The 19,915-nt window shown below is 36.1% G+C and carries 14 protein-coding genes; 12 read left to right on the forward strand and 2 right to left on the reverse strand.

All coding sequences use genetic code 11. From position 1 onward, the window contains the following. Positions 1 to 62: 62 nt before the first annotated feature. Positions 63 to 2,678: a valine--tRNA ligase gene (locus M2265_RS21510; RefSeq protein WP_132770825.1), complete on the reverse strand. Its 2,616-nt coding sequence runs from the start codon at positions 2,676 to 2,678 to the stop codon at positions 63 to 65. 338 nt (positions 2,679 to 3,016) lie between these two features. Here M2265_RS21510 and M2265_RS21515 point away from each other — a divergent pair, with 338 nt between their 5' ends. The 12 genes from M2265_RS21515 (at position 3,017) to M2265_RS21570 (ending at position 17,772) form a co-directional block, all read left to right on the forward strand. Next, entirely contained in the window at positions 3,017 to 4,897 is a 1,881-nt protein-coding gene (locus M2265_RS21515; protein WP_132770823.1) for an LTA synthase family protein, read from the forward strand. A 9-nt stretch (positions 4,898 to 4,906) separates the two neighbouring features. After that, on the forward strand, positions 4,907 to 6,838 hold the full coding sequence (locus M2265_RS21520) for an LTA synthase family protein (RefSeq protein WP_132770822.1): 1,932 nt from the start codon (positions 4,907 to 4,909) through the stop codon (positions 6,836 to 6,838). A 465-nt stretch (positions 6,839 to 7,303) separates the two neighbouring features. Beyond that, positions 7,304 to 8,680, forward strand: coding sequence for a tRNA uridine-5-carboxymethylaminomethyl(34) synthesis GTPase MnmE (gene mnmE, locus M2265_RS21525; protein WP_132770820.1), 1,377 nt, complete (start codon positions 7,304 to 7,306; stop codon positions 8,678 to 8,680). A 438-nt stretch (positions 8,681 to 9,118) separates the two neighbouring features. Then, positions 9,119 to 10,276: an esterase gene (locus M2265_RS21530; RefSeq protein WP_132770818.1), complete on the forward strand. Its 1,158-nt coding sequence runs from the start codon at positions 9,119 to 9,121 to the stop codon at positions 10,274 to 10,276. A gap of 10 nt (positions 10,277 to 10,286) precedes the next feature. Then, a complete protein-coding gene (locus tag M2265_RS21535) occupies positions 10,287 to 10,880 on the forward strand; it encodes a TIGR00730 family Rossman fold protein (protein ID WP_132771061.1) in 594 nt (197 codons plus the stop codon). 147 nt (positions 10,881 to 11,027) lie between these two features. Further along, the gene (locus tag M2265_RS21540) at positions 11,028 to 11,402 is read left to right on the forward strand and encodes a transmembrane 220 family protein (protein ID WP_132770816.1); all 375 of its coding nucleotides are present in this window, start codon (positions 11,028 to 11,030) and stop codon (positions 11,400 to 11,402) included. A gap of 11 nt (positions 11,403 to 11,413) precedes the next feature. Then, positions 11,414 to 12,109, forward strand: coding sequence for an EboA domain-containing protein (locus tag M2265_RS21545; protein WP_243655430.1), 696 nt, complete (start codon positions 11,414 to 11,416; stop codon positions 12,107 to 12,109). 14 nt (positions 12,110 to 12,123) lie between these two features. Further along, a complete protein-coding gene (locus tag M2265_RS21550) occupies positions 12,124 to 13,110 on the forward strand; it encodes a TatD family hydrolase (protein WP_132770812.1) in 987 nt (328 codons plus the stop codon). A gap of 41 nt (positions 13,111 to 13,151) precedes the next feature. Next, positions 13,152 to 14,006, forward strand: a complete 855-nt coding sequence (eboC, locus tag M2265_RS21555) for a UbiA-like protein EboC (RefSeq protein ID WP_132771060.1) — start codon at positions 13,152 to 13,154, stop codon at positions 14,004 to 14,006. 16 nt (positions 14,007 to 14,022) lie between these two features. Then, positions 14,023 to 15,192 carry a 3-dehydroquinate synthase gene (locus tag M2265_RS21560; RefSeq protein ID WP_132770810.1) on the forward strand — a complete coding sequence of 390 codons (1,170 nt, stop codon included), beginning with the start codon at positions 14,023 to 14,025 and terminating at the stop codon, positions 15,190 to 15,192. Positions 15,193 to 15,203: 11 nt separating this feature from the next. Beyond that, positions 15,204 to 16,412 (forward strand): metabolite traffic protein EboE, encoded by a 1,209-nt coding sequence (eboE, locus tag M2265_RS21565; protein ID WP_132770808.1) that lies wholly within the window; start codon positions 15,204 to 15,206, stop codon positions 16,410 to 16,412. Between the two features lies 1 nt (position 16,413). Then, positions 16,414 to 17,772, forward strand: coding sequence for an alkaline phosphatase family protein (locus M2265_RS21570; protein WP_132770806.1), 1,359 nt, complete (start codon positions 16,414 to 16,416; stop codon positions 17,770 to 17,772). Between the two features lie 126 nt (positions 17,773 to 17,898). Here the strand turns inward: M2265_RS21570 and M2265_RS21575 are convergent, their stop codons facing one another. Further along, a complete protein-coding gene (locus M2265_RS21575) occupies positions 17,899 to 19,911 on the reverse strand; it encodes a c-type cytochrome (protein WP_132770804.1) in 2,013 nt (670 codons plus the stop codon). Between the last annotated feature and the right edge of the window lie 4 nt (positions 19,912 to 19,915).

The following is a 19,915-nucleotide window of genomic DNA, read 5'->3' on the forward strand; positions in this document are numbered from 1 at the left end:
AAATTTAAGAGGGCCAATTTTCATTAAAATTGGCCCTCTTAAATTTTTAATTCTGAAATGATTTAAGCAAGACTAGCTAAGCTATCTTCTAATATTTTAATTTTAGATTCAGCATCAGCTTTCTTGTTTTGTTCATTTTGAATAATTTCTGGCTTCGCATTTTGAACAAAACGCTCATTCGATAATTTTTTGTCTACAGAAACGAGAAATCCTTTTAAATAATCAATTTCTTTTGTGATTCTTTCACGTTCAGCGTCTACATCTATGTTTTCTTCAAGCGCAACATAACATTCTTCTTTGCCAGCTAAGAAACTAACTGCTCCAGCTACTTTTTCTTGAACAAAGGTTAGTTTTTCAATGTTAGCCAACTTGATAATACTTTCTTGATAGTTTGTAAAATCAATTTCTGTTGCATTGATAGCTAACGGTAAAGCAATTTTAGGTGAAATCTGCTTAGTATTACGGATATTTCGAACTTCAGAAATAATCTGCTGAACAAAAGTAAATTCCTTAATGATTTTTTGATCGATAGCGCCAACCGTTGGATACTCTGCAACAATGATACAATCTTTTGCATCGCGTTCTCCAAATAGTTCATCATGCCAAAGTTCCTCAGACAAGAAAGGCATAAAAGGATGAACCAATGTAAGTATACGTTTGAAAAATCCCTTTACCACTTCAAAAGTTTCCGTTTCAAGAGGAGTTTGATACGCAGGTTTTACAAGCTCTAAATACCAAGCACAGAAATCATCCCATACTAATTTGTAAGTAGACATCAGGGCATCGGATAGGCGATAATGATTAAAGTGATCTTCGATCTCAATTAAAGTAGCATTAAATTTGCTTTCAAACCATTTTGCCGCAGTTTTCTGAGCTTCAGTTGCAGGAGCATCTATAGTCTCTAAACCTTTAACTAAACGGAATGCATTCCATATTTTATTCGCAAAATTACGACCTTGCTCACAGTAAGAGACATCAAACATTAAGTCATTTCCAGCAGGCGAAGAAAGTAGCATACCTACGCGTACACCATCGGTGCCGTATTGAGCCATCAGTTCGATCGGATCAGGAGAATTTCCTAATGATTTGGACATTTTCCGGCCCAATTTATCACGAACGATACCTGTTAGATATACATTTTTGAAAGGAGCTTTACCCGTATATGCATGTCCCATGATCATCATACGCGCTACCCAGAAAAATAAAATTTCGGGAGCTGTTACTAAATCATTTGTAGGGTAGTAATAGTTGAATTCTTCATTTTCAGGGTTGCGAACCCCGTCGAATACCGACATAGGCCATAAACCAGACGAGAACCATGTATCGAGTACATCTTCCTCCTGACGGATCGCACCAGCAACTTTACCTTGAGATTCAAACTCTTGAATTGCCTCAGATTCAGTTTTTGCAACTACCCATTCGTTTTTTTCATTGTACCATGCCGGAATACGTTGACCCCACCATAGCTGACGAGAAATACACCAATCTTTTACATTTTCCATCCAATGCTTGTAGCTGGATGTAAATTTGTCTGGAATTAAATTTACTTCTCCGCTTACAACATAATCTAATGCAGGTTGAGCTAATTTATCCATTTTGCACCACCATTGCATGGAAAGTTTTGGTTCAATAGCAGCATCAGTACGCTCTGAAAAGCCTACTTGAGATTTATAATCTTCAATTTTTTCGATCTGATTGACTTCCTCTAAAAGTTTCGCAATTTTTTTACGAGCAATGAAGCGGTCTTCACCAACTAAAATTTGAGCATTGGCATTTAATGTTCCATCATCGTTTAATAAATCAATGATTTCTAAGTTATGTTTTTGACCTAAAGCATAATCATTCAAATCGTGAGCAGGAGTTACTTTAAGGCAACCTGTACCAAATTCTATATCCACGTATTCATCTTCGATGATTGGAATCTCACGATTTATTAATGGGATAATAACTGATTTACCTTTTAGGTGTGTATAGCGCTCATCATTAGGGTTAATACAGATAGCTGCATCGGCCATGATCGTCTCTGGACGAGTCGTAGCAATGATGATTTGTTCATTTGAATCCTTAATTTGATAACGGATGTAGTATAGTTTTTGGTTGACCTCTCTACGGATTACCTCTTCATCAGATAAAGCTGTTTTTCCCTGTGGATCCCAGTTTACCATACGGACACCACGGTAAATATAACCTTCTTTATAGAACTTGATGAAGGTGTCAATCACTGATTCTGATAAATCAGCGTCCATTGTAAATTTTGTGCGTTCCCAATCACATGAGGCACCTAATTTCTCAAGTTGTTTTAAGATGATGCCACCATATTTCTCTTTCCATTCCCAAGCATGTTTTAAGAAATCTTCACGCGATAATGATTTTTTATCAATTCCCTGCTCTTTCAACATAGCGACAACCTTTGCTTCAGTTGCAATAGAGGCATGATCGGTTCCAGGGACCCAACAAGCATTTTTACCCTGCATACGTGCTCGACGAATCAATACATCTTGAATGGTATTGTTCAGCATATGTCCCATGTGCAATACACCGGTGACGTTCGGAGGAGGCATTACTATTGTGTACGGTTCACGCTCATCAGGTGTAGAACGGAAAAATCCGTTCTCCATCCAGTAGCTGTACCATTTGTCTTCAGCTTCTTTAGGATTGTAAGTTTTTGCTATACTCATGATAATTTTTTTTCAAAATCGTTTGCAAATTTAGCGAATTTAGTTGTTTTATAGAAGTTTAATATTGCTATTTCAAAAATTGGTTTTCGACTCATTTATGCTTTTCATTGCGTATAAAACCACATTAGTAAATGTAAATATATAATTAAGAGTATATCTTAAATTTTATCAAGCTTTAATGTGTTGAGTATGATCTTGTTGTAGTGTTGGTTTTGCAACCATTTCTCTTGTAAAATTGAAATTGACCTTATGGTAATATTTTTATAACATAATCATAACATTTTAGACTATTATTACTGAAATAGCGTACATTTGCGTGTTTTACATAAATACTAAAAATGAATAGAATTGCCAATGAGTTAAAGGCCCTAACTCAGTACTTTTTATTTTGGCTTATCATATGTTTTATTGATCGATTGCTGTTTATAACAGCTTTTTTTGATAAAATTGGATCGAAAAATTTCTCAGAGATTTTCAAAATCTATTATCACGGCCTTAGTTTAGATTTTTCAGCAGTATCCTATATCTGTGCAGTTCCATTTCTTATCTACTGTATCTTATCTTTTTTACCGAATGTACATTATAAAAGAAAAATATTGGATGTGTACACCATCACTTTGCTCGTTATTTATTTTGTTGTTTCTTTTATTAATATCAATATTTATCGGGAATGGGGCGATAAAATTTCAAAGAGAGCAATTGATGCTTTTTTAGCATCACCATCTGGAGCCGTTGCTTCTGCCGAATCAACACCTGTATTCTTTCCAGTTTTTGGAATGATTGTCGGAATCGTTGTGGGCTATTTTTTATATCGTTGGATGTTCAAAAAAGTGCATTTTTATAATATTAAGTTGCCTTGGCAGAATGCTATTAAATTATTGATTGGTGCTATTTTGCTATTTACCTTTATAAGAGGAGGATATGGAAGAGCAACTTTAAATCCGAGCAAAGCTTATTTTTCTGAGCAAAGCTTTTATAATCATGCTGCGGTAAATACACAATGGGCACTGTTGCGGGACTATTTTGCGAAAAGTACCCGGTTAAAAAGTCCTTATCAGTTTTATAATGATGAAGCCCAGCTCCATTCGACTTTAAAACCAGCATTTAATGCAAATCCAGATTCATCCGTTTCTATATTGACTACGAAACGTCCCAACGTTGTTGTTATCATGTTAGAAAGTTTTGTTGGCGGTCTTATTGAATCAATGGGAGGAGAAAAAGGAATTACACCAAATTTTGAGAAATTAATTAATCAAGGCGTATTTTTTGATCACATTTATGCGGCCGCAGATCGATCTGATAAAGGAATGGTGGGAATATTCAGTGCCTTTCCGGCACAAGGACCCGAAAGCATTATCAAGTATATCGATAAACATGAGAATTTGCCGGCCGTAGGTCAAGAATTAAGCAGTGCAGGTTACCATGGCTCATTTTATCATGGGGGTCAAAGTGAGTTTTACAATTTTAAATCGTACATGTTGATGCACGGTGTTTCGAAAGTTGTCGATAATGCAAACTTTGGTGTAGATGTTTCACGGGCTTCATGGGGTGTCTATGACCATATTGTATTAAAACGAATGCTACATGATTTTGATACCGAGAAAACCCCCTTCTTTTCAACAATTTTTACACTAATCAATCACGAACCCTTTAACTTGCCAGGGCGTTATAAATTTGGGACCAAATCAAATGCAGATAAATTTAGAAGCACGGCCTTCTATACAGATTCGATTGTTTATGATTTTATTAATCAAGCCAAAACCAAAAGCTGGTATAAAAATACCCTATTTGTTGTTGTAGCAGATCATGGACACCGGTTGCCTGCAGAGAAATGGGAGTTGTCTAACCCGCATCGTTTTCATATCCCACTTTTATTTTTTGGCGATGTAATCAAACCCGAATTCAGAGGTAAAAAAATCGACCGTATCGGTAATCAGACCGATATGGTAGCTACATTGCTTCATCAATTAAATCTTCCGGCTACTCGATACCATTGGAGTCGCGACTTATTGAATCCAACCACACCTCAAATTGCGTTTTACAATTCTAAAGATGCTTTTGGTGTAATTACACCAGATCAAGTCGTGAGTTTTGATAATGTAGGGAAGATTATTAATTATAAACAGAATAGTGACTATTCTCCTGTAAAAACAGATAGTTTACTCAATATAGGAAAAGCTTATTACCAAGAAGTGTATAAAGAGTTTTTAAAATATTAGATAGAAAATATGATAAAGTTGAAAGGTTCATTTGCACCATATCTCGGTTTGCTGATTAGATTTCTCATACTGTTGTTAATTTATGCTTTTTTAAGACTGGGTTTTTATGGGATTAATTATGCTCTTTTTCCCCATGTAAATAGTGCTCAATTATTGTATATGTTATGGGGTGGGGTTAAATTTGATATCGTAGCACTACTATATTTAAATATACTCTATTTATTGATGCAGATTATTCCTGCACCATTCAAGTATAATACCTTATATCAAAAAATAGCAAAGTGGATTTTTATTATTACCAATTCAATCGGAATCGCTTTAAATTTAGTTGATTTTGCTTATTATCCATTTACCTTGAAACGAACTACAGGGACGGTATTTGATCAGTTTGCAAATGAAAAAAATTTAGGTTCCTTGGCTATAGATTTTTGCCTTGACTACTGGTATCTTTTTATACTATTTGCGATATTGATTTATGCTTTAATTAAGCTATATGATCTCGTACAAGTGCAGCGTCCACTACTGTTTAGATGGCCTACATATAGCATTCAATCGGCTTGTTTTTTAATTGCTATTTTTCTGTTTATTGGAGGTGTTCGTGGAGGATGGGCGCATAGTACAAGGCCTATTACATTAAGTAATGCAGGAGATTATGTAACGAATCCCGAAGAGATGAATATTGTATTAAATACCCCTTTTAGTTTAATGAAGACGTTAAAAGCGGTTAATTTAAAACCTATTCATACGTATACAGAACAAGAGCTGACTACAATTTATAATCCTGTTCATTATCCTCAAAGTAAGGAGCCTTTTAAAAAAATGAATGTTGTCTTTCTAATTTTGGAAAGCTTTGCAAAAGAACATTTTGGAGAGTTAAATAAAGATATTCAAGGCGGACAGTATAAAGGATATACACCATTTTTGGATTCTTTAATCCGGGAAGGATATACTTTTGAACATACCTATGCTAACGGACGTAAATCAATTGATGCATTGCCTTCTGTTATAACAGGAATACCATCTGTAGGTGAACCATTTGTATTGTCGGTATATTCAGGTAATAAAACGACCAGTATTGCTAATTTGTTAGCAAATAAAGGTTATGAAACAGCATTTTTTCACGGTGCTCCAAATGGAAGTATGGGATTTTCTGCATATATGAAGTTAGCCGGTATTCAACATTATTATGGTAAAAACGAATACAATAACGATGCAGACTTTGACGGTATCTGGGGCATATGGGACGAACCGTTTATGCAATATATGGCTAATGAAATTAACACCTTTAAACAGCCATTTTTTGCAAGCTTCTTTTCGCTTTCTTCTCACCACCCTTTTAAAGTACCCTCAAAATATGAAGGAGTTTTTCCAAAGGGACCTTTACCTGTTCAAGAACCTATAGGTTATACTGATAATGCACTGCGTCAATTTTTTAGAACTGCATCTTCTATGTCTTGGTATAAAAACACCTTGTTTGTTATCTGTGCAGATCATGCAACGGTAAGTGCATTGCCAGAATACCAGACTGCGGCCAATAGTTATGCGATTCCTATTATCCTTTACCATCCAGGAGGAGATTTAAAAGGTAGAAGTGATAAATTGGCGCAACAGATAGATATCATGCCTACAGTATTAAATTATTTGAATTATGATAAACCATATTTTGCATTTGGTTTCGATGCATTAAATCCAACAAAGGAAAATTTTGTAGTCAACAATAATTCAGGAATATTTAATTTTTATTACAAAGATTATTTGCTGATCAACGATGGAATAAAAAATATTTCCCTCCACAATCTAAAAGAAGATAGGTTGATGAAACATGATTTATTGAAACAACCACCCCTAGTGCTAGATACCATGGAAACAAAATTTAAAGCTTTTGAACAGCAATATAATAACCGAATGATCGAAAATAAATTAATTTACGACGGTAAATAACTGAATTATTATCATTTATATTAAGCATTACCCCACAAAGGTGATGCTTTTTGTATTTTTAAGATTAACAAGACGATCACCCTAGCACGATATAAGAGTGAGCCTGCAGGATGATAACAATGGCTATACGATCACCCTAGCACGACATAGGATTGAGCCTGCAAGTAGATAACATTGACTATACCATCAGCCTAGATCGACACAATGAATAGGTTATCTATGCACCTGCTATGCACAATATACATACAACAAATAGCCGAATGAGCTTATAGGATGACTATAGGTTGAAACTCATTTTGAAAAGTTTTAATACAAACTTTAGAAATAGGATAAATGATCGATGGAGATTACACGTTTGTGAAAGATTAAAATAACTAAAAAATATTTATTCGCTATTCGTTTTTTATACGTCAATTTGTAATTTATTTGCCCATGAACTAAAGTAGTAATCCTTATCTTTGCATCATGTCTGAACACGCTATTTTGGAACAAGAAACAATTGTGGCATTAGCCACAGCAAGTGGTAATGGTGCTATCGCTGTAATACGTCTTTCTGGTAAAGATGCTATTGAAATAACCAACCAGGTATTTCGGGGTAAGAATTTGCTCAAGCAAGCTTCACATACGCTTCATTTCGGTACAGTACGAGATGGAGAAGAAATCATTGATGAGGTATTGGTCTCACTATTTGTAGGTCCTAATTCTTATACTAAAGAAAATGTAGTTGAGATCTCCACCCACAATTCTAAGTATATAATTGAACGTGTGATGAGTTTGCTTATTAAAAAAGGAGCACGAGCAGCTAAAGCAGGGGAATTCACATTACGTGCTTTTTTAAATGGGGGAATGGACCTTTCTCAAGCAGAAGCTGTTGCTGATTTGATTGCTTCAAATTCTGCCGCTTCCCATCAAATTGCGATGCAACAGATGAGAGGCGGATTTTCCAATCAGTTGAAAAAATTGAGAGATGATTTGATCCACTTTGCATCACTAATAGAATTAGAACTCGACTTTTCAGAAGAAGATGTAGAATTTGCAAACCGCGATCAATTGAAAAGTTTAATTAAACAAATTAATCAAGTGGTGAGTAAGTTGATTTCTTCATTTGAACAAGGTAATGTCTTGAAAAATGGTGTTCCAGTCGTAATTGCAGGTAAACCTAATGTCGGAAAATCTACATTGTTGAATGCTTTATTGAATGAGGAGCGCGCCATTGTATCGGACATTGCGGGTACCACAAGAGATACGATTGAAGATGAAATAAATATCAAAGGAATTACTTTCCGATTTATTGATACTGCCGGTATTCGTGAAACTATCGATGTTATCGAGGCTAAAGGAGTAGAGCGTACAAGAGAAAAAATGAAGCAGGCACGTTTAATCATTTATTTATTTGATCCTACACAAGACGAGGTGGTAGATATTGAGGAGCAGATTGCAGAAGTTGCAGTGTTGAACATACCTTTTGTTACAATTATTAATAAAGCTGACTTGCTTACAGTAGAGCAGAAAAAGCAGTATGAGGTTTTAAAACCGCTATACATATCTGCAAAAGAACAAATAGGGGTAGAAGAGCTAAAAGATGAACTATTAAATCAAGTAAATCTATCTAACTTAAATACTGACGATGTCTTAGTAACCAATATCCGTCACGTAGAAGCTCTTCAGCATACACGAACATCCTTGGAACGCGTACTCAACGGAATTGACAACCCGGTTACATCTGATTTCTTAGCCATGGATATACGTCAATCATTATATCATTTAGGCGAAATTACAGGTTCTGTTTCAACCGATGATTTGTTGGATAATATATTTTCTAAATTCTGTATCGGAAAATAATAATTGGAATAATTAACAGTTAAAAAGCACTAACAGTCAAATTGTTAGTGTTTTTTTTGTGATTAATGATTTGCTGAATAAAAATTCGTGTTTGCTATAGTGGATAGTAGAACTCAAAAATTAGAATTGACTCTGTTTTCTATTATTGACGTTTATTTTGTTCCGATCGATCTGATTGATGCTAGTGTGTGGTAATTAACTGTGATGTCTATTTTATATTCAATTGACTATTACTTAAAGTCCTGTAATATGGGGTGATGAAATACAATATTCGTTTTATCATTTTAAAAGCATATGGTGATTTTAAATATTCGTATTTCCCACTGAAATTCCTTAAATTTAAATACTCCAATATTAAGCGGGTTTAGTTAATCAATATCTTATTAGCCTTAAGCTTTTTGTCAAGCTTGTATTGTTAATGTTCATAAAAACATAGAAATGAAGATCACATCCATTTTATATTTATTGCTATTGGGGCCCCTAATTGGCAAAGCCCAAGAAAATCTCGATTTTAGTGGCAATAAGACCATTGTTTCTCCCGAGATTAACGGAAAACAGATAACCTTCAGACTTTTGGCTCCAGAAGCGAAGACTGTAAAGTTACAGGGAAATTGGATGCAAACTGATGACTTGAATTCTGGAATTAAAGATTCAAGGGGAGTATGGTCGTTTACAAATCAAGATCTGAAACCCGATATTTATACCTATTCTTTTATTGTGGATGGAGTTAAAGCTACTGATCCCAATAACGCTTATCAGGTTCGGGATGTGAGTTCTGTCATGAGCATGTTTATCGTAAATGGATCAGAATCATCCAATTATACTGTTCAAAATGTCCCTCATGGTACTGTTGCTAAAAGATGGTATACTTCAAGAGGGCTAAAAGAAGATCGTAGATTAACCGTTTATACACCTCCCGGTTATGAGGCTTCAAAAGAAAAATATCCTGTCCTTTATCTTTTGCATGGGATGGGGGGGGACGAAGAAGCTTGGATGACCTTAGGGAGAGCTTCACAAATTTTAGATAATCTAATAGCGCAAGGAAAAGCAAAGCCGATGATCGTCATTATGCCTAATGGTCACACGAGTAATGCGGCTGCACCAGGGGAGTCTTCTAAGGGTTTTTATAAAATTGATATGGTAACTCCAGATATTTTTACAGGAGATATGGAAGCTAATTTTAATGAAATCATAGCTTTTACAGAACAGAATTATCGGGTGAAAGCTGATGCGAAAAATCGAGCTATTGCTGGACTTTCAATGGGAGGTTTTCATTCCTTGTATATTTCAGCTAACCAACCTAAAACTTTTGATTATATTGGATTATTTTCTCCTGCAATTCTTCCTCCAGAAAATAAGAAAAGTCCAATTTACGAAAATCTTGATGCCAAGCTTCAGGTTCAAAAAAACAACGCTTACCGCTTGTACTGGATTGCCATTGGGAAAACGGATTTTTTATACAAGCATGTTGCCGGCTTCAGGGATAAACTCGATAAGATGAATTTTAGCTATCAATATGTCGAATCAGAAGGCGGTCATACCTGGAGCAACTGGAGGAAATATCTCAATGATTTTGTTCCTCAATTGTTTAAATAAAAAAAGTGTTATGATGCGAAAAATTAAAAGTATCGTTGTTTTTTGTGCTTCTAGTTTAGGTAAAGAAAATATCTATGAGGAGCAAGCTGCTCATGTCGGGCATGTATTTGCGAAAAAAGGTATTTGTCTAGTATATGGTGGTGGACGAGTTGGATTGATGGGGGCAGTTGCCAATGGTGCATTAGAAAAAGGAGGCGAAGTGATAGGTGTCATTCCTGAGTTTCTCAATTCCAAGGAAAGAGAGCATACAGGGGTTACAAAGTTAATTACAGTAGATACCATGCATGATCGCAAGCGAATCATGCACGATTATTCAGATGGAGTCATTGCATTGCCAGGGGGCTTTGGAACACTCGAAGAGCTATTTGAAATGGTGACTTGGGGTCAGCTGGGGTTGCATAAAAAACCAGTTGGAATTCTCAATACGAATGGTTATTATGATCACCTCCTGCTATTTATTGATCACATGACGGCAGAAGGTTTATTGAAAGAAGAGAATAAGTCCATGCTTCTTTTTGGAAATACCATTGAAGAGTTATTAGAAAAAATGGAACGGTACGAAGCACCCAAGGTTACTAAATGGATAGAAAAAGATGAAATTTAAACCTATTTATTAGTTGTTTAAGCATCTCTCTTATTGTGATTTTACTTTCGTCTTAATTTTTTTACAATTTGACTGATTAAAACAGATTTATAATCTGTTTATTTGTGTATCAGTAATGATGAAATTTCATCGAATAAACCTAACCGTATGGCGCTAATTATTTTAAATATTATTTTTTGCATTGCTTTTATAGGATTTGCCTATGTAAATCTCAACGATAAAGATTCCTGGCTGTGGATTCCAATTTATATGCTGGCCTCTATTTGTTGCGGACTAGCCGTGTTTAATTTCTACTATCCATTTATATACCTTGGTGCTATTGTATTTTATCTAGTTTATGCAGTTATACTTTTTTTTGCAAAAGATGGCGTTCGCGATTGGTTGATGAAATATCGTAGACCAAGTATTGTGGAAAGTATGCAAGCAACGAAGCCATATATTGAGAAGACAAGAGAGTTTTTTGGTCTTCTGATTGTTAGTGGCGCATTAGCTATAAATTATTTTGTTGCTGTTAATTTATAAAATTTATACTTGTGATTGATTTAAAAAAGAAAAAACAGCTAAGTGATATATTTCAAAAAATTATCCAACAAAACCTAAAATTAGATGCATGGTCTTGGTTGGACAATAAAGTGGAATTGATTAAAAATGAAGAAAAAACACTTCAATTAAATTTGAGTTTTTCCCAGCTCCCAAGAAAGCTTGGAAAAGAAAATATTGTTGTCCAATCCGAAGATGTTTTTGATCTAAAACAATTATTACCTGGCTTTTCTTTGGAAGCATGGACCATTGACCGATTATGTAGAGTATGGTTGTTGATGCAGTTACCTGATCAGAACAAGGAACAATATCTGAAAAAAATCAAGACTTTATTTATTGCTTCAGAAATGAATGAACTGATTGCATTATACTCCGCTTTACCTTTCTTGAGCCATACCGAAGAATGGGTCGGTAAATGTGAAGAAGGAATCCGTAGTAATATAGGTACTGTATTGGAAGCAATTATGTATCATAATCCTTATCCATCAGTTATGCTTTCAGAAGGAGCATGGAATCAAATGATTTTGAAAGCATTTTTTACAGAGAAAGATGTTAAAAAAATTACTGGATTAAAAGAGCGCGTTAATCAGGCTTTAGCGAATACCTTGAACGATTATGTACAGGAACGCTTGGCAGCCCATAGAACTGTTCATCCAGAAATCTACCAATTAATAGAATTAGGAAAATAAAAAAATATTGAATTATGTGCTGTAATGAAAATTTCCAAGAAAGAAATTTAGGCGAAAGAAACCAAAGTACTCTTGATTTAGATGATATTAGTGGAATGAAGTTTTTTGACCCTCATATTCACATGACTTCACGAACTACCGATGATTACCAAGCAATGGTTGATGCCGGGATTGTGGCAATTATTGAACCTGCTTTTTGGTTAGGACAACCTCGAACAGGGATCGATAGTTTTACGGATTACTACAGTAGCTTAATTGGATGGGAAAGATTTAGATCTTCTCAGTTTGGTATTAAGCATTACTGTACTATAGGATTAAATTCACGTGAGGCGAACAATGAGCAATTAGCCGAGCAGGTGATGGAATTACTGCCTCAGTTTATTTTCAAGGAAGGTGTGGTCGGTATTGGTGAAATTGGTTTTGATGATCAGACTGCTGCCGAAGAAAAATATTTCCGGTTACAGCTGGAGCTTGCTAAAGAAGCTGGACTTCCCGTACAGATTCATACACCACATAGAGACAAGAAAAAAGGCACGCAACGAAGCATGGATATTGCTATTGAACATGGACTTTCTCCGTATTCAGTGATTATAGATCATAATAATGAAGAAACGGTTAAAGAAGTCTTAGATCGAGGGTTTTGGGCAGCTTTTACGATTTATCCTTTTACGAAAATGGGAAATGAACGTATGGTTGAGGTTGTTAAACAATATGGTTCTGAAAGAATTATGATTAATTCAGCTGCCGATTGGGGAATTTCTGATCCGCTCGCTGTTCCTAAAACGGCAGCTCTGATGAAACAATCAGGTATTAGTTTAGATGATATTGAATTGGTGAGTTACCGGAATGCAATTACCGCTTTTGGTCAAAGTGGACAGATAGACGAACGTGATTTTGTAACTATAAAAAATATTGATCAGTCTCAAAAATTTGAAAGTAATTCTATTTTGCGTGGTGGTCAACAACCAAGGATAGATAAGAATTCGATCATTATTACTTAATCGTACACATATTGAAAAAATTAAAAGGATATATACGATTAATGAGACCAGCAAATGTCGTTACTGCAGTAGCCGACGCACTCGCTGGTATAGCAATATCCGGATATTTATTAACCGAAGGATGGAATTCTCCAGTACCTATTATTTTACTTTGCATTTCAACAATAGGGCTGTATAGTGGTGGAATTATTTTTAACGATGTTTTTGATGCAGATCTGGATAGAATAGAACGACCTGAGCGACCCATACCTAGTGGATTGATCAGCGAAAAAGAGGCCACAGTATTTGGATCTTTATTCTTCTTAGTTGGACTAATAGCAGCCTATTTCGTAGGAAATATCACAGTAATATTAGCCATAGCGATTATTTTAGCTTGTCTTGTCTACAACAGATGGGCAAAACATCATTCATTTTTAGGTCCGCTTAATATGGGACTTTGCCGTGGCCTAAACCTCTTGTTGGGAGTTAGTATTATAAGTACAGAGGTAAGTCAATGGTGGTTCTTGGCTATTGTACCTATTATCTACATCGCTTCTATTACAATGATTAGTCGGGGAGAAGTACATGGAGGAAGTAAAAAAATGCTTTATTTTGCCGCTGTTCTTTATGCAGTTGTTATCGCTAGCATTTTATTTTTTGCACAAACAAAGGGGGATATTATTATTACTCTTTTGTTTATCATTCCGTTCGCTTGGATGATTTTTAAACCCCTATTAAGAGCTATAAATAATCCGATAGGCCCCAATATAGGTAAAGCCGTTAAAGCAGGAGTGATTGCATTGATCCTCATGAATGCTGCATGGGCAAGTGTATTTGCAGATTGGAAAATTGCACTTGTCATTATTTTTTTATTACCATTATCTATTATACTGAGTAAAGCATTCGCAGTTACTTAATTAATGATTTTCAATTATGAGTTTTTTAGAACAGTCATTTAGTGTGAAATTTGAATATAAAATACATTTTACTAAATCGTTATTTCACACCGATAACCCTACTTTTACAGATTTTTTTAAAAGCAATCCTACAGATGTATTGCGTAAGATTTTTTTCGTCCTAGATCAGGGAGTTGCTGATGCACACCCAGATCTGGTTTCAGCGATCAGAACCTATTTCGATCATCAGCAAGAAGTACAGCTGATTTCTGAAATTTTGATTATACAAGGAGGAGAAGCCTCAAAAAATGATACAGGTCTATTCGATCGTTTGGTTGAAGCAGTAGATCAATATGGAATAGACCGACATTCTTACATTGCCGCGATCGGTGGTGGTGCCGTGCTTGATCTTGTCGGTTACGCAGCCGCAGTGTCACATCGTGGAATTAAACACATTCGTATACCAACGACTGTACTCTCGCAAAATGACTCTGGGATTGGTGTTAAGAACGGTATAAATTATAAGGGTAAGAAAAATTTTTTAGGCACTTTTGCTCCCCCCGCGGCTGTGTTTAATGATGATCAGTTTTTGTTAACATTAACGGATAGAGATTGGCGGTCCGGAATATCTGAAGCAGTTAAAGTTGCTTTAATCAAAGATCCTACATTCTTTTATTGGATCGAAGATAATGCAGCGAAACTGGTGAGTCGTGATTTAGAGACCATGGATTACTTAATTGTACGTTGTGCCGAATTGCATTTAAACCATATCGCATCAGCCGATCCATTCGAGATGGGATCGGCGAGACCATTAGATTTCGGTCATTGGAGTGCACATAAATTAGAACAATTGAGTAATTTCAGTGTGCTGCATGGGGAGGCTGTAGCCATGGGAATAGCTTTGGATAGCACGTATTCTTTCTTAAGTGGATTGTTAACAGAAGATAAGCTTTTGCGCATATTGAATGTGCTGCTTCATTTATCATTTGATATTTCTAATCCATTTATTCAGATCAATGATGAAGAATCACCAATACTTCGCGGTTTAACTGAATTCCAGGAACATCTTGGCGGTAAATTGACCATTACATTATTGACGGATCTCGGAACAGGTAAGGAAGTTCACCACATGGATCACCAGTTATTGATAGCGGCAAGTAACTATGTCTTAAATTTTACCAGCACGACAGCTGGTTTGGATCATTAAATTAGTTAAAAATGAAAGTTAATACAGGACATCTAACCTATTGCACCAATATTCATCCAGGGAAAAATTGGAATGATGATTTTACAGCTCTAAAAGATAATTTTTCTTTTATCAAAGAATCAGTTTCGCCTGGCCAGCCATTGGGAATAGGATTGAGATTATCAAATGTATCGAGTTTAGAACTTAGCGAGCAGGGTAATATAGCGGAATTTAAACATTGGTTAAAAGAAAATAATGCTTATGTTTTTACAATGAATGGATTTCCTTATGGAGAATTTCATCGTACTGTTGTCAAAGAAGATGTACATACCCCTGACTGGACTACCGAAGCACGTAAAGATTATACAATCAGACTTTTCACTATTCTTCAATCCTTATTACCAGAAGGAATGGTCGGTGGAATTTCGACATCGCCGCTTAGTTATAGACACTGGTTCAAAACGACTATTGATTTTACGGAAGCCAAAAATGCTGCCACGATAAATATAGTTGCTGTAATAAAAGCATTAGTTACAATAGCAAATGCAACAGGTACGGTTATGCACCTTGACTTGGAACCAGAACCTGATGGAATCATTGAAACTGGACGAGAATTTATAGATTGGTATACAGACGATCTGCTTCCAACTGCTATTTCAGATCTTGTAGATTCATTTGGAATTACCGCTATCGAAGCTGAAGCTCTTACCAAGAGACATCTTTGCCTTTGTTATGACGTATGCCATTTTGCAATTGGCTATGAAGATCACGCCGATGTATTAAAAGAACTTAAGGAGAAAGGTATTGCAGTAGGGAAGATACAGATATCTGCTGCTTTGAAAGCAAATATGGATCAGTCCCCTGATCAGCGTATAGCTATTAAAGAAAGTTTTCAAAAATTCAACGAACCGACATATCTACATCAGGTAGTGGCCTTAAAAAGAGATGGCAAGCTTATTCGTTATACAGATCTAACACCAGCCATAGCAGATTTTGAGCACCAGGATGTGATGCAGTGGCGCGCACATTTTCATGTTCCTATATCTGTTCGGGATATTGGAGTCTTGCAATCAACGCAACAAGATATTATAGAAGTGTTGAATCTCCAAAAAGTTGCCCCTTTTACCGAACATTTGGAAGTGGAAACCTATACTTGGGAAGTATTGCCCGAACAGTTAAAGATACCAATAGCTGCATCTATCAGTAATGAACTGGAGTGGGTAATTAAAACAAATGTATAAGATGAAGAAAACAGTTGTAATTGACGTAGTTGGGCTATCTGCAAATTTAATTGGAAAATATACCCCATTTTTGGAACAATACATAAAAAGAAAAAATTTAGCAACTATAGCTCCAATGTTACCGGCTGTTACTACCAGCGTCCAGTCTACCTATCTTACAGGTAAAAAACCTACCGAGCATGGTGTGGTTGGAAACGGTTGGTATGATCATGTAGATTCGGAAATTAAGTTTTGGAAGCAGTCTAACAAACTTGTATTAACGGAAAAGATCTGGGATAGAGCAAAAAAAGAAGACCCGAACTTCACGTGCGCAAATCTATTTTGGTGGTATAATATGTATTCAAATGCAGATTATAGCGTTACACCACGACCTAATTATCTGGCCGACGGTCGAAAGCTTCCGGACTGTTATGCAGAACCGGCAACATTGAGAGATCTTTTGCAGGAAAAGCTTGGTCAGTTTCCTCTTTTTAATTTTTGGGGACCAGGTGCTAATATTAAATCAAGCCGATGGATTGCTGATGCATCTATGATCACAGATGAACTGTATGATCCTACACTGTCTTTAATCTACTTGCCACATTTGGATTATTGCTTGCAAAAATTTGGAAATGATTGGTCTAATATCGGTAAGGAACTAGGTGAGATCGATATTCTGATTAAGGACTTGGTTGAATTCTATGAAAAAAGAGGAGCGAACATTATTATTCTTTCGGAATATGGTATTGTACCTGTAAATAATCCCATTCATATTAATCGAATACTAAGGGAAGCCGGATTATTACAGATCCGTGTAGAACGAGGTTTGGAATTATTGGATGCTGGAGCCTCTAAAGCATTTGCAGTGGCAGATCATCAGGTTGCACATGTCTATATCAATGATTTATCGATAGTCGATCAGGTGAAGGATATTTTAGATAAATTAGCAGGAATTGCGATAGTGCTTGACAAAGAAGGTAAAAAGGAATATGGGATAGACCATGACCGTGCAGGAGATTTTGTTTTGGTTGCAAATCCAGAAAGTTGGTTTACTTATTATTTCTGGCAGGATGATGCTAAAGCACCCGATTATGCAAGATGCGTCGATATCCATAAAAAACCAGGATATGATCCTGTTGAAATGTTTATGTCTTCTAAATTTCGTGCATTATATAAACTGTTGAGAAAAAAAGCAGGTTTTCGTTACGTTATGGATGTAATACCTTTAAATGCTAATTTGGTAAAAGGTTCACATGGTAGCGTGAATACACCTGAGGAATTTCACCCTGTTTTAATTACAGATCCTGATCTAAGTATAGGCAATGTACAGGCAACTGAGGTTTACGATTTAATTTGGAAATCTTTGCATAGCGAGAAGTAATTTTACTACTACTTGTATAATACATCTATAAGTAACAAGCCGAACATAGTTTATTCTAAAATAAAGAAAGCCATTCTTTTTACAGAATGGCTTTGTTTGTTTTAAGACATTGATACCATCAAAGTATTATTTCAATGAATTGATATAAGCCGCGATTTTCAAGCCATCGGCTTTAGAAACTTGTGGCATAGGCGGCATTTCTGTTGCATATCCAGGCCAGTTTTCTGGTTTAGGATTGTAGATGAGCTGCAAAATTTTCTCATTTGAATATTTGCGTTTTGCAATATCAGTGAATGACGGTCCAATCTGTTTTTTCGTAGGATTGTGACAGGCTAAGCAAGTATTACTAGTCAAAATTCCCTTCACCTCAGCATAAGTAGGAGCTTTAGTTACTGTTTTCACTTCATGTACTTTAGCCTTTGCTTCAACAGGTTTCGCTTCTGTGTTTTTTGTTTTAACAGTCGCAGTTTTTTTACCGGCAACAGTTTTATTATTTGCTGTTACTGTCTTTTCTGCCGGTTTAGCTGTAACATCAACTACAGGATCATGAGTAGAATTCCTGGTGCTAAGTGAACTTATTGCTAGTTTTTCTCCAGATGGAATTGCATTTAAAGTATAGTAAGCTTCAGGATGGACAATTGAATAAAAGTTTTGTTTCTCACGAATACCATCTACACTTATGGTGTGGATATAATGTTCACGTAATCCATCGACAACAATTCTTGCTTTTAGTCCATCAGGAGAAACCTTAACTCCTTTTATGTTTAAAGTCTCTTTATTTACTGGAGGAGAACCATATACAGGATGGTATTTATATATGAAGCTTTCAACGCTGTATGAAGCTAGATCTTCAGCAGATTTTAAATCAACAGGTTGTGTAAATTCGATCTCAAAACCGTCTGGCATAGCTCTTACTGCTTTCATTTCAAAAGGCGTCTTGTTGTTGTATACTAAGCGCTCAAGTCCTTCATTTGCTTCACCTGCAGAACCCCACCCACGGTTGGTTTCACCGACAAATAAAGATCCATCCTGTCCCCACGCCATTCTCAAAACACCAGAACGGAAACCACTCTTAAACAAAAATGCGGCGCCTTGTTCTTCTCCATTTACCGTCTCTAAGAAAACACGTGAAATGATGCTCATACCTTGGTCACCAACGAGTAATTGTCCTTCAAATGGACCAAATGTGCCTTTCGGAATTTTGACCGGTTCAGAGTTTGAAATACCAAGAATACCATGCGGCAACCATACCGACGGTAAACGAATCTCTGGAATTTCTTTTTTCATCTCAAATACCGTTTTGAAATTCTCGTTGACTCTATTTTCCGGTTTGATGTAGCGACCTTCAGCATTTTTGATACGACGTTCATCTACTTTAGAATAGAAAGATTCAGATGATAACTTTAACGGTGAATCAGGTCTTTTTGTCCATACTAAACTGGCTGGATGTCCCATAAAATCTCCTTTACTGACCTTCCATAATCCTCCGGAACCAACCCAGTCACCTTGGTTTTCTGTATAGTAGAGTTGACCGTCAATCACATTTATTCCTGCTGGAGAACGCACACCTGCAGCCCATGGTTGCATTTTTCCATCTGCGCTAATGTTCATAATCCATCCACGCATAGGAACACGACTTTCTGCGCGCCACCATTCTTCATCACCAAAAGCAACATTTCCAGATACGAAAAAAGAACCGTCAGATGCGATTTTAGGACCAAAACTATATTCATGATAATGTCCGCTTAAAGGCCAAGCATACACAGTTTCATAAACATCAGCTTTGCCGTCCATATTTTTGTCAATTAGCTTCGTTAGCTCACCTCTTTGTGCAACATATAACGCACCATCTTTGTAAGCAAGACCTAAAATCTCGTGAAGACCCGTTGCAAATTTTCGAAAGTACGGTCTGTTGCTGGTGGGGTTTTCAACAATAAATACATCACCTCTACGGGTGGATATGCCTAGATCTCCATTAGGTAAAGTAACCAGGCCACCAACCTCTAAAACAGGTCCTTCGGGCATTCTTACTTTCATGATCTTAAAAAAATCTTCTTCTTTTGGTGTTTCTTGAGCTTGGGAAACAGTATAGCCAAAACTCAAAGCTAGCATTGCTAGCATTCTAAAAGTGTGTTTCATATAA

The sequence above is a fragment of the Sphingobacterium kitahiroshimense genome (assembly GCF_025961315.1).
Classification (GTDB): Bacteria; Bacteroidota; Bacteroidia; order Sphingobacteriales; family Sphingobacteriaceae; genus Sphingobacterium; species Sphingobacterium anhuiense.